Genomic DNA, 23,029 nt, shown 5'->3' on the forward strand with positions numbered 1-23,029 from the left:
AAATCTGCTGACTCTGTCGATAGTTGTCCCCATTCGAGGGCGAAAGAGGACAGGCGGGCGTGCGCATTTTTGGAATGTCCCACGCGTCGGCACCAGCATTGGTAGCTGCCGCAGTTTTTCTGGCATCGGCGCAGTTCGCCGGCGCGAGCGATAGCTTCATGGACCCGCAAGGACCGATCGCCGCTGTTCAGAAAACCCATTTGATGCGCGCAACAGCGCTTATTCTTGTCGCCGTCGTTCCCGTGCTCATCCTGGTTCCTTGGATCGCGCTCAGATACCGCCGCCGAAAAGGGGGCAACGCAGCCTATCGACCGAATTGGGATTTCTCTGCCAGGCTGGAATTCATGATGTGGGGTGTTCCGGTTGTTATCGTGGCGCTGCTGTCTTTCTACCTTTGGAAAGCCACGCATCGATTGGATCCATATTCCGCAGCCTTCGGAGAAGAACCCGCCCTGCGGGTGCAGGTTGTCGGGTTGGACTGGAAATGGCTGTTCATTTACCCGGACCTCGGCATTGCAACGGTCGGAGAGTTGGGAATTCCGGTCAAGCAACAGGTGGCGATGATGCTGACCACCGATACGGTAATGCAGTCGTTTATGATCCCCGCACTGGCTGGTCAAATCTACGCCATGCCGGGCATGACCACCCAGTTGCATCTGGTGGCAGACACGCCCGAAACTATGCAGGGCGAAAACACCCAGTATAACGGTCGCGGATTTACCAAGCAGAAGTTTCAAACCCGCGCCATGCAACCGGCAGATTTCAACGATTGGGTCGAAACCGTAAGGTCGAACGGTATAAAGCTTGATCCGAATACCTACCAAACACTCGCCATGCGCACGGATCGGGATGAGGTTCAGGTGGCGTTGGGCACGTCAAGTATGCCCGCAAAGGCGTTGTACTTCACGTTGGATGACGGAGACTTGTTCCACAGCATTCTGAACCGGTACCACAGTGGCAAACCCTTGCCGTTAGATCAGCAACCGGGAACAACGGCATACGGGCAGGAGGTGAGCCAATGACATCCGCCGACCCCGGCTTTTTGGGCCGCCTGAGCTGGGATGCGTTTCCGGTCGCAGGCCTGATCCAGAACCCGAGCACCAACGAGATCGTCGCAAATGCCGCCGCCGCCATCGTTTTGGTCGGAGCCGTTTCGGTCATTGGTCTGCTGAGCTGGTTTCGCCTGTGGGGGCCTTTGTGGCGCGATTGGCTGACAAGCGTCGATCACAAAAAGATAGGCATCATGTACATCGTGTTTGCCATCGTCATGCTGGCCCGCGGTGTGCTTGAGGGCGTGGTCATGCGCGCACAGCAAGCGGCAGGTCCGGGCGAAGGCTTTCTTGAACCGGAACACTTTGCCGAGCTTTTCAGCACCCATGGAACAATCATGATTTTCTTCGTTGCGGTGCCCTTCGTCTTTGGCATCGCGAACTTCGTTGTTCCATTGATGATTGGCGCGCGCGATGTGGCTTTCCCACGTCTCAACCAGATCAGTCTTGGCCTGACGGTGTCGGCCGGCATGATGTTGATGGTGTCGCTGGTGGTTGGTCGGTTCTCGACTGGCGGTTGGACAGCCTACCCGCCCTACACCGGGGCCGCATTCAACCCCGGCGTGGGTCCGGATTATTGGATTTGGGCAATCGTTGTATCCGGGGTCGGCACGACGCTGACCGGTATCAATTTCGCGGTGACCATTTACAAATTGCGTGCGCCAGGCATGAAGTTCATGCGGCTGCCAATGTACTGTTGGACGATCATCTGCAGCTCGATCCTGATCATTTTTGCCATGCCGCCATTGGGCGTTGCCGCCCTTTTACTGGCCGCTGACCGCTATCTGGATTTTCATTTCTTCACGAATGACCTTGGCGGCAACATGATGAACTACGCCAATCTGTTCTGGCTATTTGGCCATCCAGAGGTCTATCTGTTGGTTCTTCCGGCATACGGTATCTATTCGGAAATCTTCGCTACGTTCTCGGCCAAACGTCTGTACGGATACAACTCGCTGGTCATTGCCACGATGTCGATTGCTGTGCTTTCGTTCACGGTCTGGCTGCACCATTTCTTCACGATGGGCCAAAGCGCGCTGATCAATGCTGTGTTTGGGATAGCAACCATGCTGATTGCGATTCCCACGGGTGTTAAGGTCTATGACTGGATGGCAACGCTGTGGCGCGGGCGCATCCGGTTTTCGGTTCCGATGCTCTACGGTCTGGCATTTCTCATGCTATTTGTGATTGGCGGGCTGAGCGGCGTGATCCTGGCCAATCCAACTGTTGACTATCAGGTCCACAACACCCTGTTCCTGGTAGCACATTTTCATAATGTACTGTTGCCCGGTGTGTTGTTCGGCCTGTTGGCTGCCTACAACTATTGGTTTCCAAAGGCCTTTGGATTCCGCCTGAACGAGGGCTGGGGCCGTGTCACGGTCGCGCTTTGGACCGTTGGCTTCATGCTGACGTTCATGCCTCTGTATTTCGTCGGCCTGATGGGCATGCCCCGCCGGTCCTACAGCTGGGAAGACCCGAGCTTCCATCCTTTCATGATCGTTGCCGTATTGGGTGCCTTGGTCATCCTGTGTGCGCTTCTGTCCGTTCTGGTGCAATTGTGGGTCAGCATTCGCGATCGCGAGAAGACACGCGTACTGGTTGGCGATCCGTGGGATGGCCGAACGCTGGAATGGTCAATTCCGGCGCCCCCACCGCCCTATAACTTTGCGATCATCCCGCAAGTAACAGATCGCGATGATTTTGCGGCGAGAAAACAGCGTGGTGAGGCTTACCCCACGCCGCAGTCATACGAAGACATCGAAATGCCGCGCAACACAGGGATCGGTTTCATCTTGTGTGTTTCCAGCGGTGTTTGGATGTTTGCGTTGGTCTGGTGGATCTGGTGGTTGGCCATTTTGATGACCGTGATGATGCTGTTGGCCGTTATCGTTTGGAGTTTTGATACCAGTACAGAAATCATCATTCCGGCCGAAGAAGTTCGTAAGGACCACGAGGCGTGGTTGGATCAGGTGCACAGCGCCCAAGCAGTGGACCGTGATTACGAAGCTTCCACGGAAAATCAGGGCCTTGCCCGTCCGGATCTGGAGGCCGTTACATGAGGCGTGCGCCGTCCCATAGCTATCCGGGTCTGAACCTTGGCGAAGATCACGCCAGTGCCCATAAGTTTACCGAGGTCGTCACGTTCGGGTTTTGGGTCTTTTTGATGAGCGATCTGGTCTATTTCGGCCTGATGTTCGCCATCTACATCACTATGATCGACGCGCAGGCAGGCGGACCTGGCCCACATGAGCTGTTCGATCTGAAAAGCATCTTCGCCCAGACCCTGATCCTGCTGACCAGCAGTCTTACAGTTGGACTGGCGATGCTAGCGCTGAAATACAACCTGCCGCGCGGGCGCATCGTGTTGTGGTTTGGCGTCACGCTGATACTGGGCCTGAGCTTTCTGGTGCTGGAAATTCGAGACTTCATGGCAATGGCAGAAAAGGGCGGGATCCCGCAGCGCAGCGGTTTTCTGTCGGCTTTTTACGGCTTGGTCCCCCTGCACGGGCTTCACGTCGCAGCAGGCTGCTTGTGGCTTGTCGTTTTGGGCATTCAACTTCGGGTCATGGGCCTTACCGACCTGATCATGTCGCGGGTCGTGCGGTTGGCTCTTTTCTGGCACTTCCTGGACCTGATCTGGATCGGGATCATCACCATCGTGTATTTCGGAGGGCTGAGCTATGGATAGACGCACCGAATTGCACCGGCGAGAACGGCGCCGTTATGTTATCGGGTATGGCGGGTCGCTTCTGCTGACCCTGGCTGTGTTCTCCATCGCCTATATCTACGGCATTCAAAGACCCGGCGTGTTCTTTTCGATCGGTCTGTTGGGTCTGGTGCAACTGGTCGTACAACTGGTTTACTTCCTGCATATCGATCGTCGCCGCAGCAGCCGGGAAGATCTGGATTTGATCCTGTTTTCGACTTTGGTGCTTTTGATTATCATCGGCGGCACCGTTTGGATTTTGGGGAATCTCGCGATGCGGATGCACATGCACGCCATGTGACGTCCCCGGGCTGCCAAATCGGAAAGGAAACCGTCCATGAAGTCGATTAAGGCGATAGCAGCGGTTGCGATCCTTGCGGCTATTACGGTTGGGCTGTTGTTGTTTTGGCGCCATCAAGAGCGGTATCCATCAACGCAGGATGCGTATATTGGTGCGAACATCATCTATGTCGCACCACAGGTGACAGGGCAGGTTTCCGATGTGAAGGTGGTCGAAAACCAGCCCGTCAAAGCCGGCGATTTACTCTTCACCATTGATAAAACGCAATTCAAGGCCTCGGTCGATCAGGCCCAAGCCAATCTCGATAACGCTGTCCAACAAGCCAAGTCCTTTTCCAATCAAATACCAGCAGCTCAGGCAGTCGTCGAAAGCGCGACGTCTTCATTTGAAACCGCGCAAAGCAATCTGGAACGCGCCAGAGCGTTATTCTCGGATGGTGATCTGGCGCAGGCATCGTTGGATCAAACCAAGTCTGAGTTCGCGCAGGCTTCGGCAAGGCTGACTACCAGCAAATCGGAACTGGCCGCGTTACAAAGCGGGTTGGAAGCCCGGCAGGACAGCGTTCTTGCGTCCAAGGCCGCACTGGAAATTGCACAGGCTGATCTGGCTTGGACAGATGTTTATGCGTCGGCGGACGGCTGGGTCGCCAATCTGACGCTGCGCCCCGGATCGTCGGTGTCGGCAAACGCCCCGCAATTTTCCATTGTCGAGTCTTCGGACTGGTGGGTTGATGCGAACTTCAAGGAAACCTCTCTGCCACGAATACGCCCCGGCCAGCCTGTAACAGTGCAGGTCGATATGTTGCCGGGCACCAAGCTGACAGGCCGGGTTGCATCCATCGGGCGGGGGTCGGGGGATACCTTTTCCCTTCTGCCTGCCGAAAATTCCAGCGGCAACTGGGTAAAAGTCACGCGTCGATTCCCTGTTCGAGTTGAGCTTGATCCAACCGACGCACCGCTCCGTGTCGGTGGCAGCAGCAGGGTCGTCGTCGATACCACGTCATCTCAGGCTGAAAAATGACGCCAATCGCGGCCAGCCGCGTCAATCCGGTGATCGTTGTTGCCGTCGTGCTCAGCGCCATATTGGAGGTTCTGGATAGCACGATTGTAAACGTAGCTTTGCCGCACATTCAGGCGGCATTTGGGGCAACGACGGATCAGGCGACCTGGATTCTGACCAGCTACATCGTCTCGGCGGTGGTGATCATGCCGCTTACAGGTTTTGTTGCGCGCCGCGTCGGACGTCGCCGTTTGATACTGACCGCCGTTACCGGCTTTGCCTCCATGTCCACCCTTTGTGGATTGTCTTGGAGCCTTGAAACGATTGTCGTGTTCCGACTGGCCCAAGGTATGTTCGGCGCGTTCCTGATCCCGCTGTCTCAGTCCATCCTCTTCGATGCCTTCCCTCGCGAAAAACGGGGTCAGGCAATGGCTGTTTTTGGCCTTGGCGTTGTGGTCGCACCCGTTCTGGGTCCAACCGTTGGCGCAATCCTGACCGAGTATTTTTCTTGGAGGATGGTTTTCTTCGTCAACCTTCCGGTTGCGGCCATGGCACTTTTGCTGCTGGCAGGGGAGTTGCCGGACGATAAGACCGAAAACGTCGTTATCGACTGGAAAGGCCTTGCGCTGCTGGCCATCGGAATAGGCTGTCTGCAGTATATTCTGGATCAGGGTGAGACGCTGGATTGGTTGTCTTCGCGGGTTATCCAAGCCGCTTTGCTCGCTTCTGTTCTGGGCGCGGTTGGTTTCATTTACCACGCGTTGACATCGAAAAACCCCGTGGTTGATCTTCGGTTTTTTGCCGACCGAAACTTTGCGTTGTGCAACCTGATAATCGCGGGTTTTGCGATTTCGTTGTTCGGGGGTATCGCGATCCTGCCCACATTCGTCCAGTCGCTGCTGGATTATCCCGTGATCGAATCCGGGCATTTGTTCATTCCGCGCGGGATCGCTGCCGGAATCTCGATGGTCGGCACCGGCGCTGTTCTCGTCAATCGCTTTGATCCGCGGGTGCTGGCCGGCATCGGGATGCTTTTGACTGCGGTCAGCAACTTTATGATCGGCACGCTAAACCTGGATGCTGGGTTCTGGCAGTTGGCATGGCCGGGGGCAGTCAGCGGCCTTGGCATGGGATTGGTTTTTGTGCCCATGTCCATTCTGGCATTCGAAAGCATCAGCAAGACGCGTCAGGACGAAGCGTCGGGCCTGTTCAACGTGACACGGCAACTGGGGTCATCAGTGGGGATTTCGCTGGTTGGCACTTGGGTCGTGCGTGGGTTGCAGACCAATACGGCAGCCCTCAGCCAAAACGTAACACCCTATAACCCGGCGGCGCAGGCCTACCTGCAACCGCTTGGCTTGACGCCCGATAGTGCTCAAGGCGCGGCTGTTCTTGCACAGGAAATCCATCGACAGGCTGAGATGATCTCATATCTGACGGTGTTCAATAATCTTGGGTTGTTGGCGCTGGCGACCATACCGCTGCTGTTCTTCTGCAAGGCGCCCAAAACGGCCCCGCAATCAACTGCTGCGGCGCGCTAGGCGGCAAGCGTCAACCCCAGCCACAGGGCAAGCCAGCACAGCGCCACGCTCAGCAGGATGTTCCCGGCTGCCAGCGCGACGGAGCGGTTTCGCTGCAGCTCCAGCGACTGATAGGCAAAGCTGGAAAACGTGGTGAACCCGCCACAAAAGCCAAAGACAAGGCGTCTTTCTTCTTCCCCCATTTCGACAGGTCCGCCCAAAAATCCGATCCAAAGACCCAATAGCAAACTGCCCAAAACGTTCACGATTAGCGTGGAAATCGGAAGATCATGCGTGACGCGTCTGGAAATCCAGTGGCGCATGACCGCGCCAAGGCCACCACCCAGCCCGAACATTGCATGAAGGTACAGGTCCGTCATCTTTTGGATCTTTCGCCGTGGACCCTGCGACCGATTGCTTCGCCAAGGATAGCTGCCCCAAGCCCAAAGACTATTTCGGCAACAACTGCGCCGGATACCAGCCATCCGCTGGACAATGCCAGCCGCTCCAACTCGGCCACAAACGAAGAAAAGGTCGAAAGACCGCCGCAGAAACCCACGGCGCCAAGATGCAGAACATGGGCATGCACCTTGTTTCGGATCGCATAGAGCCAGCCCAAAACAAAGCAAGCGGCGACGTTTATGCCGAATGTCGCGGTCAGATAGGGAAAGCCGGGAATATCAAGTGCAAGCGCCTCGCGCAGCAAAGACCCGGTCGCGCCGCCCACAAAGACGGCACCATACATCAGGGCGCGGTGCCCGACAGCGGGCGCTGAATTTGCCACGTCGTTGGTTCCTGCTCTGGCTGCGATCAACCCGGCATATCGTTACCCCCCATTTGGATCAACCGGTTGGCAACAGTTTGCGTCGCGCTTTGTTGAGCGCTTTGAAAGGACAAATGCTTGCACTCAAACGGCAATCTGTTTCACCTTAAAGCAAAGCGCGGGGTTGCTTTGCCCAACGCAACCAGGCCCCGCCGAAATTGGCGGCACCCAAGGAGATCAGGAATGATTGTTCGCAGGATATATTACATTCTGACCTATGTTGTTCTGCCGCTGACCGTCGTGCTGGGGTATTTTTGGCCGCCAGCCTATTGGTTGCTTGTCATTTTGATCCCATACGCCGTGATCGGCCTTTATGACATGCTGACCACCAAGCACAACGTTCTCAACAACTACCCGGTGCTGGGGCACTTCCGTTATATGCTGGAGTTTGTCAGCCCCGAAATCCGGCAGTATTTCGTCGAAACCAACGAAAGCGGGCGCCCTTTCAACCGTATCATGCGGAGCCTCGTCTATTCCCGGGCCAAGGGACAGGTCGACACACAGGCGTTTGGAACGCAATACGACATCATGACGGTTGGATATCACCGGGCCGATCATTCTCTGGCACCCAAGCATGTGGACGAGAGCGAAGAGCGTGTGATATTGGGCGGGCCGCAGTGCGACAAACCCTACAACGCCTCTCGGCTGAATGTATCCGCCATGAGTTTCGGCGCGCTGAGCGCAAATGCAATCCGTGCCTTGAACGGCGGGGCCAAGGATGGTGGTTTTGCCCACAACACGGGCGAGGGCGGGTTGTCGCCTCATCATCTGGCGGAAGGTGGCGATATCATCTGGCAGATCGGCACGGGTTACTTTGGGTGCCGCACGCCGGAAGGTGGCTTTGACAAAGACCTGTTCGCTGAAAAAGCGAAGAAAGACGTTGTCAAAGCCATCGAAATAAAGCTCTCGCAAGGCGCCAAACCTTCGCACGGAGGGGTGTTGCCCGCCGCCAAGGTGGACGAAGAGATTTCGAAAATTCGCGGTGTTCCGATGCACAAGGATGTGATTTCACCACCAATTCACTCGGCCTTCGAGGGACCGACCGGGCTGATGGAATTTGTAAAGCACTTGCGTGAGATGTCGGGCGGAAAACCCATCGGGTTCAAGCTGTGTATCGGCAAACGGTCCGAGTTCATGGGAATCTGCAAAGCGATGTTGGAAACGGGAATTTTGCCGGATTTCATCACTGTCGACGGCGCGGAAGGAGGGACCGGTGCGGCCCCGGTAGAGTTTACCAACCGGTTGGGCGTCCCTGCGAATGAAGGGCTGATTTTTGTCAATAACTGCCTGCGGGGAATTGGTGTGAGGGACAAGATACGCGTGATTTGCTCGGGTAAAGTGGCAACCGGGTTTGATATGATCGAAAAATTTGCCCTGGGTGCCGACATGTGTAATTCTGCACGGGCGATGATGTTCGCTGTGGGTTGCATTCAGGCCCTGCACTGCAACACCAATCGCTGTCCGTCGGGTGTTGCAACCCAGGACCCGATCCGGGGTCGGGCGGTAAATGTACCTCAAAAACGCAAGCGGGTTCATAGATACCATGACGCCACACTAGAGAGCTTTCGTGAGATTTTGGGCGCTATGGGCAAGGCATCCGTTGCCGACCTGCGCCCCGCCGACATTCGCCGCCGCATGGCGGACGAGGGCGAGCGGTCCTATGCCGAAATGTACGAGTTTTTGGAAGACGGCGCCTTGCTGGGGAAATCGGTTCCAAACAGCTTTGCTGACGACTGGTCACTGGCAAAAGCCAGTCATTTTTAAAAAAGTTTGATCCTTCACCAAGGATTGCCCCGCGACCTGCGTCTTACTTTCCGAGATGCGCATGATTACATCAGATGAGGAACTGGCCCAGGCGGCCGCAAGCGGCGATGCAGGGGCATTCGCCACCCTGTTGGAGCGCCGGTATGATGGCATTTTCCGGTTGGCATACCGCCTGACCGGACAAACCCATCAAGCCGAGGATTTGACCCAGGACATTTGTGCAGCACTGCCTGCCAAAATTGGCGGCTATCGCGGCCAGGCCAAGTTCACCACGTGGCTTTACCGCGTCGTCGTCAATGCCGCCCAAGATATGCGACGAAGGCAGGCGAGCCACGCAAGAGCGGCAGCCAGCTGGGGGGATCTGGAACACATGCGTCGCAGGGATGCGGCGGAAGTCGCCGAATCCCTGGACTGGTTGTATCAGGCGATGAATGCACTGCCCGAAGACCTTCGCGGAACACTGGCGCTGACGCTGGATGCGGAGTTGACCCACGCGCAAGCGGCTGACGTTCTTGGCGTATCGGAGGGCACCGTGTCATGGCGCATGTCGGAAATCCGAAAACGATTGCGAGCGATGAAAGAAGAGGAGCTTGCCGATGAGTGATGAGCTCGACGATCTGAAAACCCTGATGCAGGCCGCAACGCCAGCGCCGAATGCACAACGCAAGGCGGAAATTCTGGCACTCGCACAGGAAAATTTTCGAAATGTCCAAGGATCGCATACGGCAGCGCGTCCTACTGACAAGCGTGGCCCTCTGGCCCGCCTGACAGTAGGAGTGAAATCAATGTTGGATGCACTATCCCATCGGGGTGCCTTGACCGCCACTACGGCAATTGCCGCTGTGGCACTAGTGATGATTATCCCGCAAGCAAGGGATGTCGCCTTTGAACCGTTTTCTCGCAGCGAGAATGAAACGGTTGAAACCCAGACATCAGCAAAAGCGGATTCCGAGATGTCCATCTCGGTTTTGGAAGAGCCGGTTGTGGAAGTGCCAATGGCCCTTGAAGACGCCGCAGCGCCAAGCCCAAAGCATGCTGGTCGATTGCAGGTTCAAAACGGTCCTTCGGCAGTGTCAACCCTTGGCACGTTGATCGAACCTGCTCCCATACCAGACCAGAACACGGAATCTTTTGCCAACGCTGATCCCAATGCACTCAAAGTGACCGCAGATGACCCTGTTTCAACTTTTTCAATTGATGTTGATACGGCCTCTTACGCGGTTATTCGATCGTCACTCATGCGAGGATACCTTCCGCCGAAAGATGCTGTCCGGGTCGAAGAAATGGTGAATTATTTCCCGTATTCTTACCCGGTGCCTGAAGGTGACGCACCTTTTCTTCCAACAATTACTGTTGCCCCGACACCTTGGAATTCGGGTACACAACTGGTGCATATCGGTCTGCAAGGCGTGATGCCCGAAATCCAGGAACGCCCCCCGCTGAACCTGGTGTTTCTGATCGACACATCCGGGTCGATGCAGAACCCAGACAAACTGCCGCTACTCAAGCAATCCTTCCGTTTGATGCTGGGTGAGCTGCGCCCTCAGGATCAGGTTTCGATCGTCACATATGCCGGTAGCGCCGGGCAGGTTCTGGAACCAACGCCAGCATCGGACCGCAGCACCATTTTGGCTGCGCTGGACAAGCTCGAGGCGGGCGGGTCCACAGCCGGACAGGCGGGTTTGCAGCAGGCCTATGCGGTTGCAAACAGCATGATGCAGGAAGGCGATGTTTCGCGCGTGATCCTGGCAACGGATGGTGATTTCAATGTCGGCCTGTCGGATCCCGACGCGCTAAAGGACTACATTGCCCGACAGCGTGACACCGGTACCTATCTTAGCGTTCTAGGATTCGGGCGCGGTAATCTGGACGACGCGACGATGCAAGCGTTGGCGCAAAACGGAAACGGCCAGGCAGCTTACATCGATACGTTGGGCGAAGCACGAAAGGTGCTTGTGGATCAGCTGACAGGGGCGCTTTTCCCGATCGCTGATGACGTGAAGATTCAAGTAGAGTTCAACCCCGCTCAGATCGCTGAATACAGGTTGATCGGCTATGAAACGCGTGCTTTGCGGCGCGAAGATTTCAACAACGACACGGTCGATGCTGGCGAAATAGGTGCGGGTCACAGCGTCACGGCAATTTATGAGGTAACGCCCGTCGGCTCTGACGCCATTCAGAACAGCCCATTGCGATATACAACGACAACTCAGGCGGATGGGTCGGATGAGATTGGGTTTTTTAAGCTTCGGTACAAGGCCCCGGGCGACGCCGACAGCCAGTTGATCAAGCAGCCGATGCAATCTGGTCAAGGCGAAGTCACGGATGACATCCGCTTCTCTTTCGCCATTGCGGGCTTTGGCCAGCTTCTTCGCGATGGATCATACTTGGGCGATTGGACTTATGACGATGCGATTGCACTTGCCAATATGTCCAAAGGCGACGACGCGTTTGGATACCGGGCCGAGGCGGTTACGCTGATGCGTCTTGCACAGACCTTGTCTCGCTAGCCCTTTCATGGGGTCAGCTGGGTAAATTCCGCGGGTTGTTGATGCTGTGGTTATGGATCCTTCGAATGCTCCATTCCACGGCATCTCGCATAGTTTTTCCCAACGCTTCGTCATACGCAACGATAAGATCCGGGGTCTTGTCGGTTGCAGCAACGACGTTTTCCTCAAATGAGGCCGAGGCAATGATCTTGTCGTCGTATTCGTCGATCACTTTGATATTGATGCGTACCTTGATCTGAACGGTTTTGCCCGCGTCAGTTTCGCCAATTACATGGCCTTGGAATTCGCGCAGATCCGGGGCGATGACATAATCCGGGCGCAATCCGACCGTTGATCGACCGACCGCGGCGACTTTGTTTGTGTTCTCAAAACTCTCGATCAACAGCGCCTGAACGATCAGCGGGGCGCGATCGGCCCATCTAGCGCGGGGAAGGTACTGCACCTGCAGTGCCGTCGGCTGAATTGCGATCTGATCAGTATTGACGGCTGCCGTGGCTGTCGGTTCCTGAACGACGATTTGTTTTTGAACCCGCGGAAGTGACGTGGAAAACGTGCTTTTGGGTGTCAGCAGATAAAGGTCGTTTGGTTTGGACGCCTGCCGCAATGTTCCAAGACCTGCGCATCCGGTCAGAAACGCCAGAGCCGCAATCAGAAAAATGGACCGGATCATTGGCGAAACTCCGAAGCTTGGGTACCTAGTAGAAAGCGGGCCGGGTCACGCTCGACCTTGTCGGCAAGCCGGTCGAGGCTGATCACAAGCCGCTGGGCTTCTTCGACAAAGCGGACGAATTGCGGCAGCCCGACACGCAGGAAATCCGATACCTGACGGCGGTTGTCCTGAACGATGCCATCGACTGTTCCCAGCAACTCGGACGCGGATTGCGAGGCGCTGAGAATGTCGTCGGAGATCTTGTTGATCTTCTCGGTCACGTTTGAAACCGTGTCGGCCACCTGTTTGGCGGCATTGCTGATCTCCTCGGCGACGGGCCCGATATCCGTGTCCAGAACCTTGTTGGCCGACTCGAAAGCACGCTCTGCGGATGCAAGGGTCGTCTTGGCGGTGTCCATGGCGGACGTGATCGAGTTTAGCGTTACATTGGCGTTCGCCACTGTTTCCGTGACCACGCCCAGGGAATAGCTGCCTTCTTCGGTCAATGCCGACAATCGTTCGGCCAGTTGGGTCCCTTTTTCGATAAAGGGCCGGATGTCCTGCTGAATGACCTGATCTGCATTGGCGATGGTCGTATTCGCTGTTTCCAATGCGGTTTTTGCGGTATCGGATGTTTCCTTGATGCTCTTTAACGTTTCGTCGCCGGTTGCCAGTGTCGACTCGGCTTTGGTGACCAACGGATCCAGCTTTTTGGTGAACTCGCCGATGTCCTTCGCGGCACTCCCGAGGTCGGTGGACAGCGACTCGAAGTCAGACAGAGTCTTGTCCAGTTTTCCCGAAGCGTCGGCGAGGTTGTTGAGGATGTCCGAGACGGCCTTGCGGTTCTCGTCGTCCACGACCTTGTTGAGATCTTCCAATAGTGTCAGAGCTTTATCCAGAACCTGCGGCGCGCCCTCCAACAGGGATTGGATCGGGCTGCGTTTGCTGGGGATCACGCTGTTTTGCGGAAGCCGGTCAGCATTTACCGACCCACCCGAAAGTTCAACATAGGCAACACCTGTGACACCCAAGGACTGCAGTTGAGCTATGGTTTCCTTGGTCACCGGAATGTCGGCATCGACCTCAAGCCTAACACGAACCTTCGACGGGTCGTCGTCATCCAGCTTGAGCGATATAACCTGCCCGACCGGCAAACCGTTGTAGTTCACGCCGCCGGCCGCAGACAGGCCCGAAACATTATCGAACAACACGTCGTAATAGGCGTATTGTCGGGTGACTTCGAATTTGGCGAGCCATAGGAAAAAGCCGAAAACGCCCAGAATACCCGCAAGGGTGAACGCACCGATCAGAATATAGTTTGCCCGGGTCTCCATCGCCTATACCTGTCCTACCCCTTCTGTTGCGCCGCGCGGGCCCGGGGGCCAGTGAAATATTCCTGCACCCAAGGATGATCCACCTTGGTCATGTCTTCGATAGGACCTTCAACCAACACGCGTTTTTCCGCAAGCACGGCAATGCGGTCGCAAATCGCATAAAGGCTGTCCAGGTCGTGTGTGACCATGAAAACCGTCAGCCCCAACGCCTGTTGCAACTCTCCAATCAGATCATCATAGGCGGCTGCACCAATCGGGTCCAAGCCGGCCGTCGGTTCGTCCAGAAAAACGATCTCAGGGTCTAATGAAAGCGCCCGCGCCAGCGCCGCCCGTTTGCGCATCCCGCCCGAAAGCTCGGATGGAAACTTGCTGCAACTTAACTGCGGCAGTCCAACAAGGCTGATTTTCAACCCACCCAGCGACTGCATCAGGCTTTCACTGATGCCAGTGTGTTCGCGCAATGGGGCCATGACATTTTGCAGAACTGTCAGCGACGAAAACAGGGCACCATCCTGAAACGCCACGCCCCAGCTTTTCTCGATCCGTTTGCGCTCGGACTCGGGCCCGTTCAGGACGTCGACGCCCAGCACCTCGATACTTCCGGCTGCTGGCTTGTTCAGACCCACAATGGTGCGCAGCAGAACGGACTTACCTGTGCCTGACCCACCCACAACGCCCAAAACCTCGCCGCGCCAGACGTCAAGGTTCAGGTTGTCATGCACCACTTGTTCCCCAAACTTGTTTGTCAGGTTGCGAACCCGGATCACCGCCTCGCGCTGTGCGCCTGTTTGTGTTTCATGCTGCAGGGTCGTGCCGTCCATGTCAGACCCCCAATTCGGAAAAGAAGATCGAAAACAGGGCGTCAATGGCGATGACCATAAAAATCGATTGCACGACCGACGCCGTTGTGCGTTGCCCTACGCTTTCTGCAGATCCTTTGACCTGCATGGCCTGCCAGCAGGCAATGACGCCGATGACCAGCGCAAAGAACGGGGCTTTGATAAGGCCGATGGCCAGTTGCCAGACATCTGTGTTTTCTTTCAGGCGCGTCAGAAACATGCCGGGGCTGACGCCAAGGTCAATCCAACTCATTAACGCGCCTCCGATCAGGCCGGCAATGTCTGCGACAAACCCCAGAATGGGCAGCATGATCAGCAGGGCCAGGACGCGCGGGATCACAAGAACCTCGATCGGGTCCAGACCCAGCGTGCGCATGGCATCAATCTCTTCCTGAACTTTCATCGACCCGATTGAGGCGGTGAAGGCCGATCCGGACCGGCCCGCAACAATAATCGCGGTCAGCAGAATTCCGAGCTCGCGCAATATCGAGATTGAGATCAGTTCGACCACGAAAATTTCCGCGCCGAATTGCTTAAGCTGTGTCGCACCTTGAAAGGCCAGAACGACGCCAATCAAGAACCCCATCAGCGAAACGATTGGCAGAGCTTTGAAGCCCGTCTGTTCCATCTGCGAAACAAGCGCCGCCCTGCGCAAGCGCCAGGGCATGATCAGTGTACGTACGAGACGATGAAGCGTCAGGCCGAGAAAACCGAGAATTGACAGTGAGTCAGTCCACGCACCCGTGGTGCGCGCACCCAGTCGTGCGACGGATTCAACAAAACCTCGCGGCGGTGCTTGTTCGCCAAGCTCATCGGGGATGTTTTCCGCAACAGTTTCAAGTAACGAGGCATGTGCTTTCTGCACGCCTTCCAGTCGAACCTGTGCACCGCCTTTTCTGACCCGGCGTTCCAAATCCGCCACCAACCAGGCACCGCCGGTATCCAACGTGTTCACGCCCGTCAGGTCTACTACAACGTTGCTTGTATCTGTCTGGAAGGTTTGAAATGCGCCCTCAACCTGATCCAGCGATTGCGTGCGCAAGTCGCCCGCAATCTTTATGCAGACGCCGTCAGCGGTCCGATCCTGGGTCACTGTTGGCTGAGTCATGCGGGTATGTGATGTGAAAATCCGAACCGCTGCAACGGGTTTGTGCAACTAGGCCGGGATTTCCTGACAGGCACTTGCCATGCGGATACAGTTTCCAGCCGTTTCGAGAATTGTGACGGACGGTCTTCGCGACTTTTGGAACTGATAATCTGAAGCCCAGAGCCGCGGGTAAGCCAGGTCGCAATGCGTTGATTGCTCCTGCCCTCTACACCTGCGCCAAAAGGGATGTTACGCATGATCTGACGGAGGATGTCATTGAAGATCAGCGAAAACCGCATCAAGGAAATGACCACGGCAGGCCTGAATCTGATTGGGCAGGCTTTGTCGATCTATGACAATCAACTCAGGTTGGTTCAGTGCAATTTTCGGTTTCAGGAAATGTTTGACCTGCCGGACGATTTGGTTCGACCCGGAGCTCGTTTTCATGACACGATTCATTTCCTCGCAAGCCGCGGCGAATACGGAAAAGTGGAAGACGTCGACGAAATGGTTCGGCAACGCGTCGAGCAGGCACTGGCGTTCGAGCCGCATTATATGGAACGGGTCCGCCCGAATGGACAGGTGATTTCGGTCGAAGGTGCTCCGCTGCCAAACGGGGGGTGGGTCGCGGTCTATACCGACATTACGCGCACCAAACAGGATGAGGATTTGCTGCGCGCCCGCTCGGAGGAATTGTCGGAACAACTGCTGGGTCGGGCCGAAGAGCTTTCGGCCACGAACCGAAAGCTTGCGGCAACGATCACGGCATTGGAAGAAGCCAAGCGTCAACTGACCGAGATCGAAGCCCGCACACGTTTGACCACCGAGATGATGCCCGCCCATATCGCACATCTGGACGCGGATGGGCGCTATGACTATTCAAACCGACGCCTGAGCTCGGTCATGCCGGGACGCCCATCCGATATCCTTGGTTTGCACATATCCGAAGCGTTGGGGAGTGTCGCATTTCAACGGGTCGAACCGCACCTGCAACGGGCCTACAAAGGCAAAATCTCGGTTTTCGAATTCACAGAAGATCGGGATGCCCGGCGGCTGCGTGTGTCCTTCACGCCGGACGAGCAGGGCGGTGTTTATGTCATGTCGGTCGACATAACCGAAGAAACGCAGGCACGGGTCGCGTTGCAACAGTCCCGCCGCAGGGCGATGGCCGCGCAAATGACCAGCGGAATGGCCCATGATTTCTCGAATCTATTGACGATCATATTGGGAATGCAATCCCGATTGGAAAAGATGGATCTACCCGACGGTGCGCATGAACTGGTTTCTGCAACTCAGGCGACCGCACAGCGCGGCGGGCAGCTGTTGAACCGAATTGCCGATATGACCGGCAACCGGACACCGCAGCCAAAAGCAACAGATATGCGTGGTTTGTTGGAGGATTTGCGTATTCTGGCATCCCCGTCTTTGCCGCGCGGCATGGGGCTTTCGGTGGTCAACAATCTGCCTGATCAAGCCGTCATGCTTGATCCCGGGATGGTGCAAGACGCCTTGCTGAATCTTGTTTTGAATGCCCGCGACGCCTGCGGCAGTTCGGGTCAGATCACTATCAGCGCGCATAAAATCGGTTCGATCTGGACCGAAATCACTGTGTCTGATACCGGCCCGGGATTTTCGTCCGAGGCATTGGAAAAGGCTTTGAATCCCTTTTTCACAACCAAAGGCAGCGGTGGATCGGGTTTGGGCCTGCCGATGGTTTATGACACTGTCAAACTTGCAGGCGGCGACCTGAGTCTGCGGAACACTCCGTCCGGGGCATCTGTCGTTCTGCGCCTTCCCTACCGACCGGCGCTTCTGGCACAAGAAGGCTTGGTTCTGTTGGTCGAGGACAGCGACGACCTTCGCAGCCAATTCCGCGAAATGCTGATTGATCTGGGCTTTTCCGTTATCGAAGCAACTTCGGCGGAAGAAGCGCTTGTGCTGGCCGCCGAAATCGACGAGATCGTTCTTGTTTTGTCCGATATCAGACTGGAAGGTCCTGGCACGGGTCTGGATGTTCTGAATGCGATCCGACCGGGCTTGGCTTGCATTCTGATGACGTCTTTGCCGTACTCTGACCCATTGCACAGAAAAGCGCTGAACCTTGCACCCGTTTTGCGCAAGCCCTTCTCACAAGAGCAATTGTCTGCACTTATCCGTACCGAGGCCGCCTGATGACACAACCTCTGGTCACAATCCTTGATGATGAGCCCGAGATTAGGCGCATTCTGACGGAAACGCTGGAAGAGGCAGGGTTTCGGACACACAGTTTTTCCCGCGCCCGTGAATTCGAAGCCGCACTGAACCGTGTGACCCCGGATGTGTGCCTGGTGGACCTTTCTTTGCCCGACACCGACGGTTTGGCGCTTGTCCACCGCCTTGCGTTGGAGCAGGGGGCCGCTGTGATCATCATATCGGGTCGGGCGCAGGTGCAGGATCGGGTCACGGGTCTGGAACTGGGCGCTGATGACTATATCACCAAACCTTTCGACCCGGCCGAAGTCGTAGCGCGCATTCGCGCACGTCTCAGATCATCGCAACCCGCCACACCCAGCTCCGAGATCGCGCGTTTCAATGGTTGGACCGCCCATTTCGACCGATATGTTCTGGTGGATGCCAGTGGGGAAGAAACCCAGTTTAGCCATGCCGAAGGCGAGGTTTTGCGGCTGTTTTTGGAAAGCCCGAAACGCCTGATCAGCCGCGCGCGGATGCAGGAGATGTTGGGTGGCGGCGCTGGCGACAGTTTCGATCGCGCAATGGACGTTCGTATCTCGCGCCTGCGGACAAAACTCGCCGAAGACCCAAAGAACCCGCGCCTGATCAAGACAATCTACGGAGCCGGGTACATTTTTCTGGGCGATGTTGAGTGGGCCTGAACGTCATTCGCGCAGCGCTTCGTTTTTGACTTTCAACACCGGCTGGATCACATACTCCAGCACCGACTTACGACCGGACAGAATGTCGACTTCGGTGATCATGCCTGGCATTATCTCGACCGCCCGTTCGTTCGATCCCAATTTTGCTTCCACCGTCCGAATTTCTACAACAAAGACCTCTTCCTCGCTACGCTCTGAACGCGCAACCGTGTCGGCGCCAATCCGCGTGATCTCTCCGCCAAGACTGCCATATCTCATGAAGTCGAAGGCCGTGATTTTGACCTTTAAAGGTTGACCCACGTGCAGGAAAGCAATGTCTTTTGGACGCACGTAAGCCTCAACAAGAAGCGTGTCGTCCAACGGAACGACTTCAATTAACTCTTCGCCGCCGCGTGCCAATCCACCAATGGTGGTGCGGTGAATGCGGTTGATCACGCCCCGAACCGGCGAGCGAATTTGCGCACGGGCCGCGCGATTGCGCAAGGCGGGCAAAGATGGCCGCAATGCAGACAGTTCTGCGGTAACCGCGGCCAGATCGGTTAGCGCCGCGCTGCGAAACCGGCTGCGAGTAGCGCTGATCCGATCATCAATCTCATCCAAACCGATCTGGAGTTTGCGAACGACCGCCTTGGCGCGGGTCTCGCGCCCGTGCCATTCAGCTTCGTTGCGCTTCAGCGCCAGCAAAGTCGTTGCGGGCTCCATCCTTTGATCAACCAGCGGCTTCATTATGGCATGTTCTTCTGCCAGCAGCGCAAGCGTTTCGATTGCTGTGACCTGGTCCACCAGGCTTTCCTCAAACTCGCGTTGCCGCTGTTCACGCTGCCGCTCTAGAATTGCGATCTCTGCGGAAAGCTCGGCTTGACGCCCTTTGAAAAGCGCAGTTTCGGAATGCACAACCTCGGCCGCCTCGGTCACCAATTCTTCGGCGAACTCCAAAGCAGAACCGGTAATTTCTGCCTCTAATCGTTGTCCGCGGGCCATAAGACCGAATGCGCGTTGCTGTTCTATGCTCAATTCGCTGGCGATCTGCGTCGTATCCAGCTCCATCAACAAATCGCCCGCCTCCACGATCTGCCCTTCGCTCACGTGAAGGGCTTGAACTACGCCCGGTTCCGTCGCTTCGATCACCTGGACGTTGATGGAGGGCACGACACGCCCGTCCACCCTGACCACGTCGTCCAGTTCCGTCCGCTCGGCCCATATCAGGGCCGTGATTATGCAAAGAAGAATGACGCCCAACAGCAAGGAGCCGCGCAATGGCGGTCGCCCGCGCATTTCGCGCGCGAGCGCGTCCAGATCAGGATGCCGCGACATTGAGATGCCTCCTGCCGGTTGCCGCGTATTGGCTCAGTATTGACTTGGGGCCGTCAGCGGCAATTTTGCCATCCTCGATCACGATAACGCGGTCGACCAGCTCCAGCATGCTGCTGCGGTGGGTAACAAGAACAAGCGTTGTTTTTTGTGTTGCGGCCTTAAGCTGTTGGATCACCTTGGCCTCGCTTTTTATATCCATTGCGCTTGTGGGTTCATCCATCAACAGGACGTTTGGACGCCCGATCAGCGCGCGTGCCAGGCAAATGGCTTGTCTCTGCCCGCCTGACAAACCTTCGCCGCGTTCGGCCAGTTCCAGATCATAACCCGAGGGGTGCCGCGCAACGAACTCCTCCACCCCCGCAATACGTCCTGCCCGGATCAGATCTGCGTCCGTGGGTCGCGCTGAGCCGCTAGAAATGTTTTCTCGTACCGAGCCTGAAAACAACCAAAGATCTTGCAGGACGGAACCAATACTCCGCCGCAAATCTCCAGGGTCTATTTGCCGGATGTCCAGACCGTCCAGCATTACGGACCCCGTGCGGGGTTGGTAAAGACCAAGCATTAGCCGCGCGATCGTACTTTTCCCGGAACCGATTTGGCCCAGTATCGCCACCTTTTCTCCCGGTTTGATTGTGAAAGTCACACCTTTCAGGGCGTTATGTGACTGATCCTGATAGGCGAAATGAACGTCGTTGAAGGTAATGCGACCGTCAAAAGACTCTCTGCTGACCCAGTTTTTGCCCTGAGGCCGTTCGCTTTCGGCCTGCATCAAAGCGTTCAGATTGCGAAAGGCGCTGCGCGCCTGGTTCACGCGTGTCAGCGTTTGTGCCAACTGTCCCAGCGGGGCCAGCGCGCGCCCCGTCAACATGACTGCGGCCACCAGAGCGCCCATGCTGGCTTGCCCGCTTGTGACCAGAAAAACGCCAAGGAACACGATCAAAACCTGGGCTGCCTGCTGGGTGAAACCGGTCAGGTTCAGCGCCAATTGTGTCACGGCCCGACTGCGCGTCCCATGTTCGGACTGCCGCTCCATCGCCTGCTCCCAACGGTTGCGCATTTGGCGTGCCGCTGAAGTCGTTTTGATCGTTTCGAGCCCGGATACGGTTTCCACCAAGACGCTTTGTTTGGATTGCCCGTCGGCAAAGCTCTGCTCGGCAAGGCGACCCAGAAAGGGTTGAATGGCCAAGCCGGTCAAAAGAACGATTGGTACAGCAAGTGTCGGTATCAGCGCCAATGGACCGCCAACCATGTAGATTGTCAGGATAAAGACCACGACAAAAGGCAAATCCACGACGGCAACCAGCGTGGCAGAGGTAAAGAACTCTCGGAGCGTTTCGAATTCCCTGACGGTGCTGGCCGTTGCGCCAATGGACCCTTGTCGTGCCGACATTCGGATATTCAGCAATTGATCGAAAATGCGTCGGCCCATTGCCCGGTCGGCCAAATGACCAGCGCGATCTATGAAACCCGCCCTTAGGTTTTTGAGAACAAAGTCGAATATCAAGGCAAGGCACACACCGCCGGTCAGCGCAATCAATGACGACGTCGCCTCATTTGGCAATACGCGATCATAAACGATCATTATGAAGACCGAAGTGGAAAGGCCCAGAATATTCGTCAAAGCCGCGGCCAACGCGACCTGACCATAGGACCAACGGTTGGCGGCCAGCGCCGACCAAAACCAATGGCCCTGCGTATCTGTCTTTCTTCGCGAGCTTTGAAACTCAGGCGCGCGTCGGAACAAAAGCAAATAGCCAGTGTAAACATCATCAAGGGCGTGTTGAGGCAATACTCCAAGCCCTTCTCCCATTGCGGGGTCGAAAATTTTCAACCCGCCTTGATCAGAGTGACCATGGTAGACGACCGCCCGGTCGTCCGCCAAAAGGAGTATTGCGGGAACCAAAGAAGCATCGAGTTTGCTTATGGTATGAGCGCCAAACGCAACCTGCATCCCTGCGCAACGCCCGGCTTCAATTGCATCGCGAACGGTTAGCTCCCCGTCTTTGCCTGATTGCGCATCAAGAATGGCGGCCTGTGTCAACGGCCTTTCCAGTGTGTCGCCGACGTGTTGCAGACAAGTTTCCAGTGCGTTGGATTGATTGGGTTTTGTTGTCATGGCACCAGTTCCACGATAGATTGCGGGCTCATTGTTGGCTCAAGTGCAAAAATCCGCGATCCGCGTTGTGGGGTAACAATTTACCCATGAACGCGAATTCTCGCGGGGCCACTACAGGGAATGATTTGAAGGTTCTTACGTAGGTGATGACGCACAAATGCAGCGCAAAACATCGGCGCCCATCGGTATGGGAAGACCCTTTACCTTTGTCGGTTCGCGCTTTCGCTGAACAACGGTTCAAGAACATTAAACAAGCGTCTTCGTCGACGCCCTTCGCCTTTGTAAGGGCATCAACCCGCAGCATGCCGCGCTTCCGGTGTTGTTTCGAACCCTGTTTCTTTGCCCATTGCGCCCAAAAAGTCGCGCACATTTTCGCTAACCTGAATTTGTGTTTTTCTTGCTTGTTGGGCGCTAAACAGCCACCTGCAATGCGATAGCGATACGTGATGTGCATGGATCAGGCGCAACGCCCCGCTGTTCATCAACGTCGAAATCTGATTTTGAGTCAGGCGTCGCAGACCTACAGGTTTTATTTCCAGAAACCCTTCGGGTATCGGGACCTCATCGTGGTGATCAATCGGTGAGAAAAGGCCTTGACCAGCAATCTTGTGACACAGCTTTTGGGTCTCTTTGACCGCCAACAAGCGCTCCTGCAAGAAAGCCCGAACGGCGCAGAGCTCTTGCGTCATTTGATCACCGTTCTTGAAAAAAGCTTCGTCGCCGGGGTCACGCGTGACCAAGCCTGAGGATTCGTCAATCATTAGAAGCGCTGTCTCGGAAGACCCCTGGCAGGCCACGGCCTGGAAGGGGTAACATCGCAAACCAGTTGGAATGTGAATGCCCAACCATCGTCCATCTTCAGATACGAACGGTGTTTTGGTTTTGTTGTTCAACGACAATAGGACGCAAGGTTCAATCTGTTGGCCTGTTTGTTTGAAAACAACCGGGAAGGAAGCCGCGGCCTGCAACACCTCTGCTATGGTGATCGGGTAGCTTTGCAAGTTTCCGGCGAAACCGTAGGAAGGAAACCGTCGCCAAAAGCGGCTTCCATGCCGAGATAAGCTTACCGGAAAGAGGCCATTCTGTGCCATTTTGGTATCTTGCGCAAAAGGTGACATATGCTTGGCTGCTGCTTCTGTCATTT

Annotated in this window: 20 protein-coding genes; 11 read left to right on the top strand and 9 right to left on the bottom strand. The window is 56.0% G+C overall.

The genetic code is table 11. The features are described from left to right. Nucleotides 1–59: 59 nt before the first annotated feature. Genes RA28_RS08310 through RA28_RS08335 form a run of 6 tightly spaced genes read left to right on the top strand, consistent with a single transcriptional unit; the run spans nt 60 to nt 6,597 of the window. Nucleotides 60–1,022, top strand: a complete 963-nt coding sequence (locus tag RA28_RS08310) for a ubiquinol oxidase subunit II (RefSeq protein WP_241481091.1) — start codon at nt 60–62, stop codon at nt 1,020–1,022. Beyond that, nucleotides 1,019–3,109, top strand: coding sequence for a cbb3-type cytochrome c oxidase subunit I (locus tag RA28_RS08315; protein ID WP_082029779.1), 2,091 nt, complete (start codon nt 1,019–1,021; stop codon nt 3,107–3,109). Before RA28_RS08310 ends, RA28_RS08315 begins: the two co-directional genes overlap by 4 nt. After that, nucleotides 3,106–3,738, top strand: a complete 633-nt coding sequence (locus RA28_RS08320) for a cytochrome c oxidase subunit 3 (RefSeq protein ID WP_039526613.1) — start codon at nt 3,106–3,108, stop codon at nt 3,736–3,738. Before RA28_RS08315 ends, RA28_RS08320 begins: the two co-directional genes overlap by 4 nt. Then, nucleotides 3,731–4,057, top strand: coding sequence for a cytochrome o ubiquinol oxidase subunit IV (locus tag RA28_RS08325; protein ID WP_039526617.1), 327 nt, complete (start codon nt 3,731–3,733; stop codon nt 4,055–4,057). Before RA28_RS08320 ends, RA28_RS08325 begins: the two co-directional genes overlap by 8 nt. Before the next feature lie 36 nt (nt 4,058–4,093). After that, nucleotides 4,094–5,077 (top strand): HlyD family secretion protein, encoded by a 984-nt coding sequence (locus RA28_RS08330; protein WP_039526621.1) that lies wholly within the window; start codon nt 4,094–4,096, stop codon nt 5,075–5,077. Then, nucleotides 5,074–6,597: a DHA2 family efflux MFS transporter permease subunit gene (locus tag RA28_RS08335; protein WP_039526625.1), complete on the top strand. Its 1,524-nt coding sequence runs from the start codon at nt 5,074–5,076 to the stop codon at nt 6,595–6,597. The genes RA28_RS08330 and RA28_RS08335 overlap by 4 nt, the downstream gene beginning before the upstream one ends. Here the strand turns inward: RA28_RS08335 and crcB are convergent. Beyond that, nucleotides 6,594–6,956 carry a fluoride efflux transporter CrcB gene (crcB, locus tag RA28_RS08340; protein ID WP_039526629.1) on the bottom strand — a complete coding sequence of 121 codons (363 nt, stop codon included), beginning with the start codon at nt 6,954–6,956 and terminating at the stop codon, nt 6,594–6,596. The genes RA28_RS08335 and crcB overlap by 4 nt on opposite strands. Then, nucleotides 6,953–7,360 (bottom strand): fluoride efflux transporter FluC, encoded by a 408-nt coding sequence (locus RA28_RS08345; RefSeq protein WP_241481092.1) that lies wholly within the window; start codon nt 7,358–7,360, stop codon nt 6,953–6,955. Before RA28_RS08345 ends, crcB begins: the two co-directional genes overlap by 4 nt. A 222-nt stretch (nt 7,361–7,582) precedes the next feature. On the opposite strand from RA28_RS08345, the gene RA28_RS08355 reads away from it, so the two are divergent. The 3 genes from RA28_RS08355 to RA28_RS08365 all read left to right on the top strand — a co-directional run bounded on the left by RA28_RS08355 (nt 7,583) and on the right by RA28_RS08365 (nt 11,673). Next, entirely contained in the window at nt 7,583–9,163 is a 1,581-nt protein-coding gene (locus RA28_RS08355) for an FMN-binding glutamate synthase family protein (RefSeq protein ID WP_039526639.1), read from the top strand. A 61-nt stretch (nt 9,164–9,224) separates the two neighbouring features. Continuing rightward, nucleotides 9,225–9,767, top strand: coding sequence for an RNA polymerase sigma factor (locus tag RA28_RS08360; RefSeq protein ID WP_039527706.1), 543 nt, complete (start codon nt 9,225–9,227; stop codon nt 9,765–9,767). Then, nucleotides 9,760–11,673: a vWA domain-containing protein gene (locus tag RA28_RS08365; RefSeq protein ID WP_039526643.1), complete on the top strand. Its 1,914-nt coding sequence runs from the start codon at nt 9,760–9,762 to the stop codon at nt 11,671–11,673. Before RA28_RS08360 ends, RA28_RS08365 begins: the two co-directional genes overlap by 8 nt. A gap of 13 nt (nt 11,674–11,686) precedes the next feature. Here RA28_RS08365 and RA28_RS08370 read toward each other — a convergent pair whose 3' ends face one another. From RA28_RS08370 to RA28_RS08385, 4 genes are read right to left on the bottom strand one after another with little or no spacing between them, the layout of a single operon-like run. Next, nucleotides 11,687–12,343 (bottom strand): ABC-type transport auxiliary lipoprotein family protein, encoded by a 657-nt coding sequence (locus RA28_RS08370; protein ID WP_039526647.1) that lies wholly within the window; start codon nt 12,341–12,343, stop codon nt 11,687–11,689. Continuing rightward, a complete protein-coding gene (locus tag RA28_RS08375) occupies nt 12,340–13,656 on the bottom strand; it encodes an MlaD family protein (protein WP_039526651.1) in 1,317 nt (438 codons plus the stop codon). The genes RA28_RS08370 and RA28_RS08375 overlap by 4 nt, the downstream gene beginning before the upstream one ends. 14 nt (nt 13,657–13,670) lie before the next feature. After that, complete coding sequence (locus RA28_RS08380) at nt 13,671–14,477, bottom strand: ABC transporter ATP-binding protein (protein ID WP_052261372.1); 807 nt, start codon at nt 14,475–14,477, stop codon at nt 13,671–13,673. 1 nt (nt 14,478) lies between these two features. Beyond that, nucleotides 14,479–15,603 (bottom strand): MlaE family lipid ABC transporter permease subunit, encoded by a 1,125-nt coding sequence (locus RA28_RS08385; protein ID WP_039526655.1) that lies wholly within the window; start codon nt 15,601–15,603, stop codon nt 14,479–14,481. Between the two features lie 249 nt (nt 15,604–15,852). Between RA28_RS08385 and RA28_RS08390 the strand changes: the two genes are divergently transcribed. Further along, entirely contained in the window at nt 15,853–17,754 is a 1,902-nt protein-coding gene (locus tag RA28_RS08390; protein ID WP_082029780.1) for a PAS-domain containing protein, read from the top strand. Further along, nucleotides 17,754–18,455 carry a response regulator transcription factor gene (locus tag RA28_RS08395; RefSeq protein ID WP_039526657.1) on the top strand — a complete coding sequence of 234 codons (702 nt, stop codon included), beginning with the start codon at nt 17,754–17,756 and terminating at the stop codon, nt 18,453–18,455. Before RA28_RS08390 ends, RA28_RS08395 begins: the two co-directional genes overlap by 1 nt. Before the next feature lie 3 nt (nt 18,456–18,458). On the opposite strand, the gene RA28_RS08400 is transcribed toward RA28_RS08395, so the two are convergent. The 3 genes from RA28_RS08400 to RA28_RS08410 all read right to left on the bottom strand — a co-directional run bounded on the left by RA28_RS08400 (nt 18,459) and on the right by RA28_RS08410 (nt 23,027). Next, nucleotides 18,459–19,769, bottom strand: a complete 1,311-nt coding sequence (locus RA28_RS08400) for an HlyD family type I secretion periplasmic adaptor subunit (RefSeq protein WP_039526661.1) — start codon at nt 19,767–19,769, stop codon at nt 18,459–18,461. Then, complete coding sequence (locus tag RA28_RS08405) at nt 19,753–21,885, bottom strand: type I secretion system permease/ATPase (RefSeq protein WP_039526665.1); 2,133 nt, start codon at nt 21,883–21,885, stop codon at nt 19,753–19,755. The genes RA28_RS08400 and RA28_RS08405 overlap by 17 nt, the downstream gene beginning before the upstream one ends. A gap of 290 nt (nt 21,886–22,175) precedes the next feature. Beyond that, entirely contained in the window at nt 22,176–23,027 is an 852-nt protein-coding gene (locus RA28_RS08410) for a SapC family protein (protein ID WP_052261373.1), read from the bottom strand. Nucleotides 23,028–23,029: the final 2 nt, after the last annotated feature.

The sequence above is a fragment of the Ruegeria sp. ANG-S4 genome (genome assembly GCF_000814005.1).
In the GTDB taxonomy this organism is placed as follows: Bacteria; Pseudomonadota; Alphaproteobacteria; order Rhodobacterales; family Rhodobacteraceae; genus Ruegeria.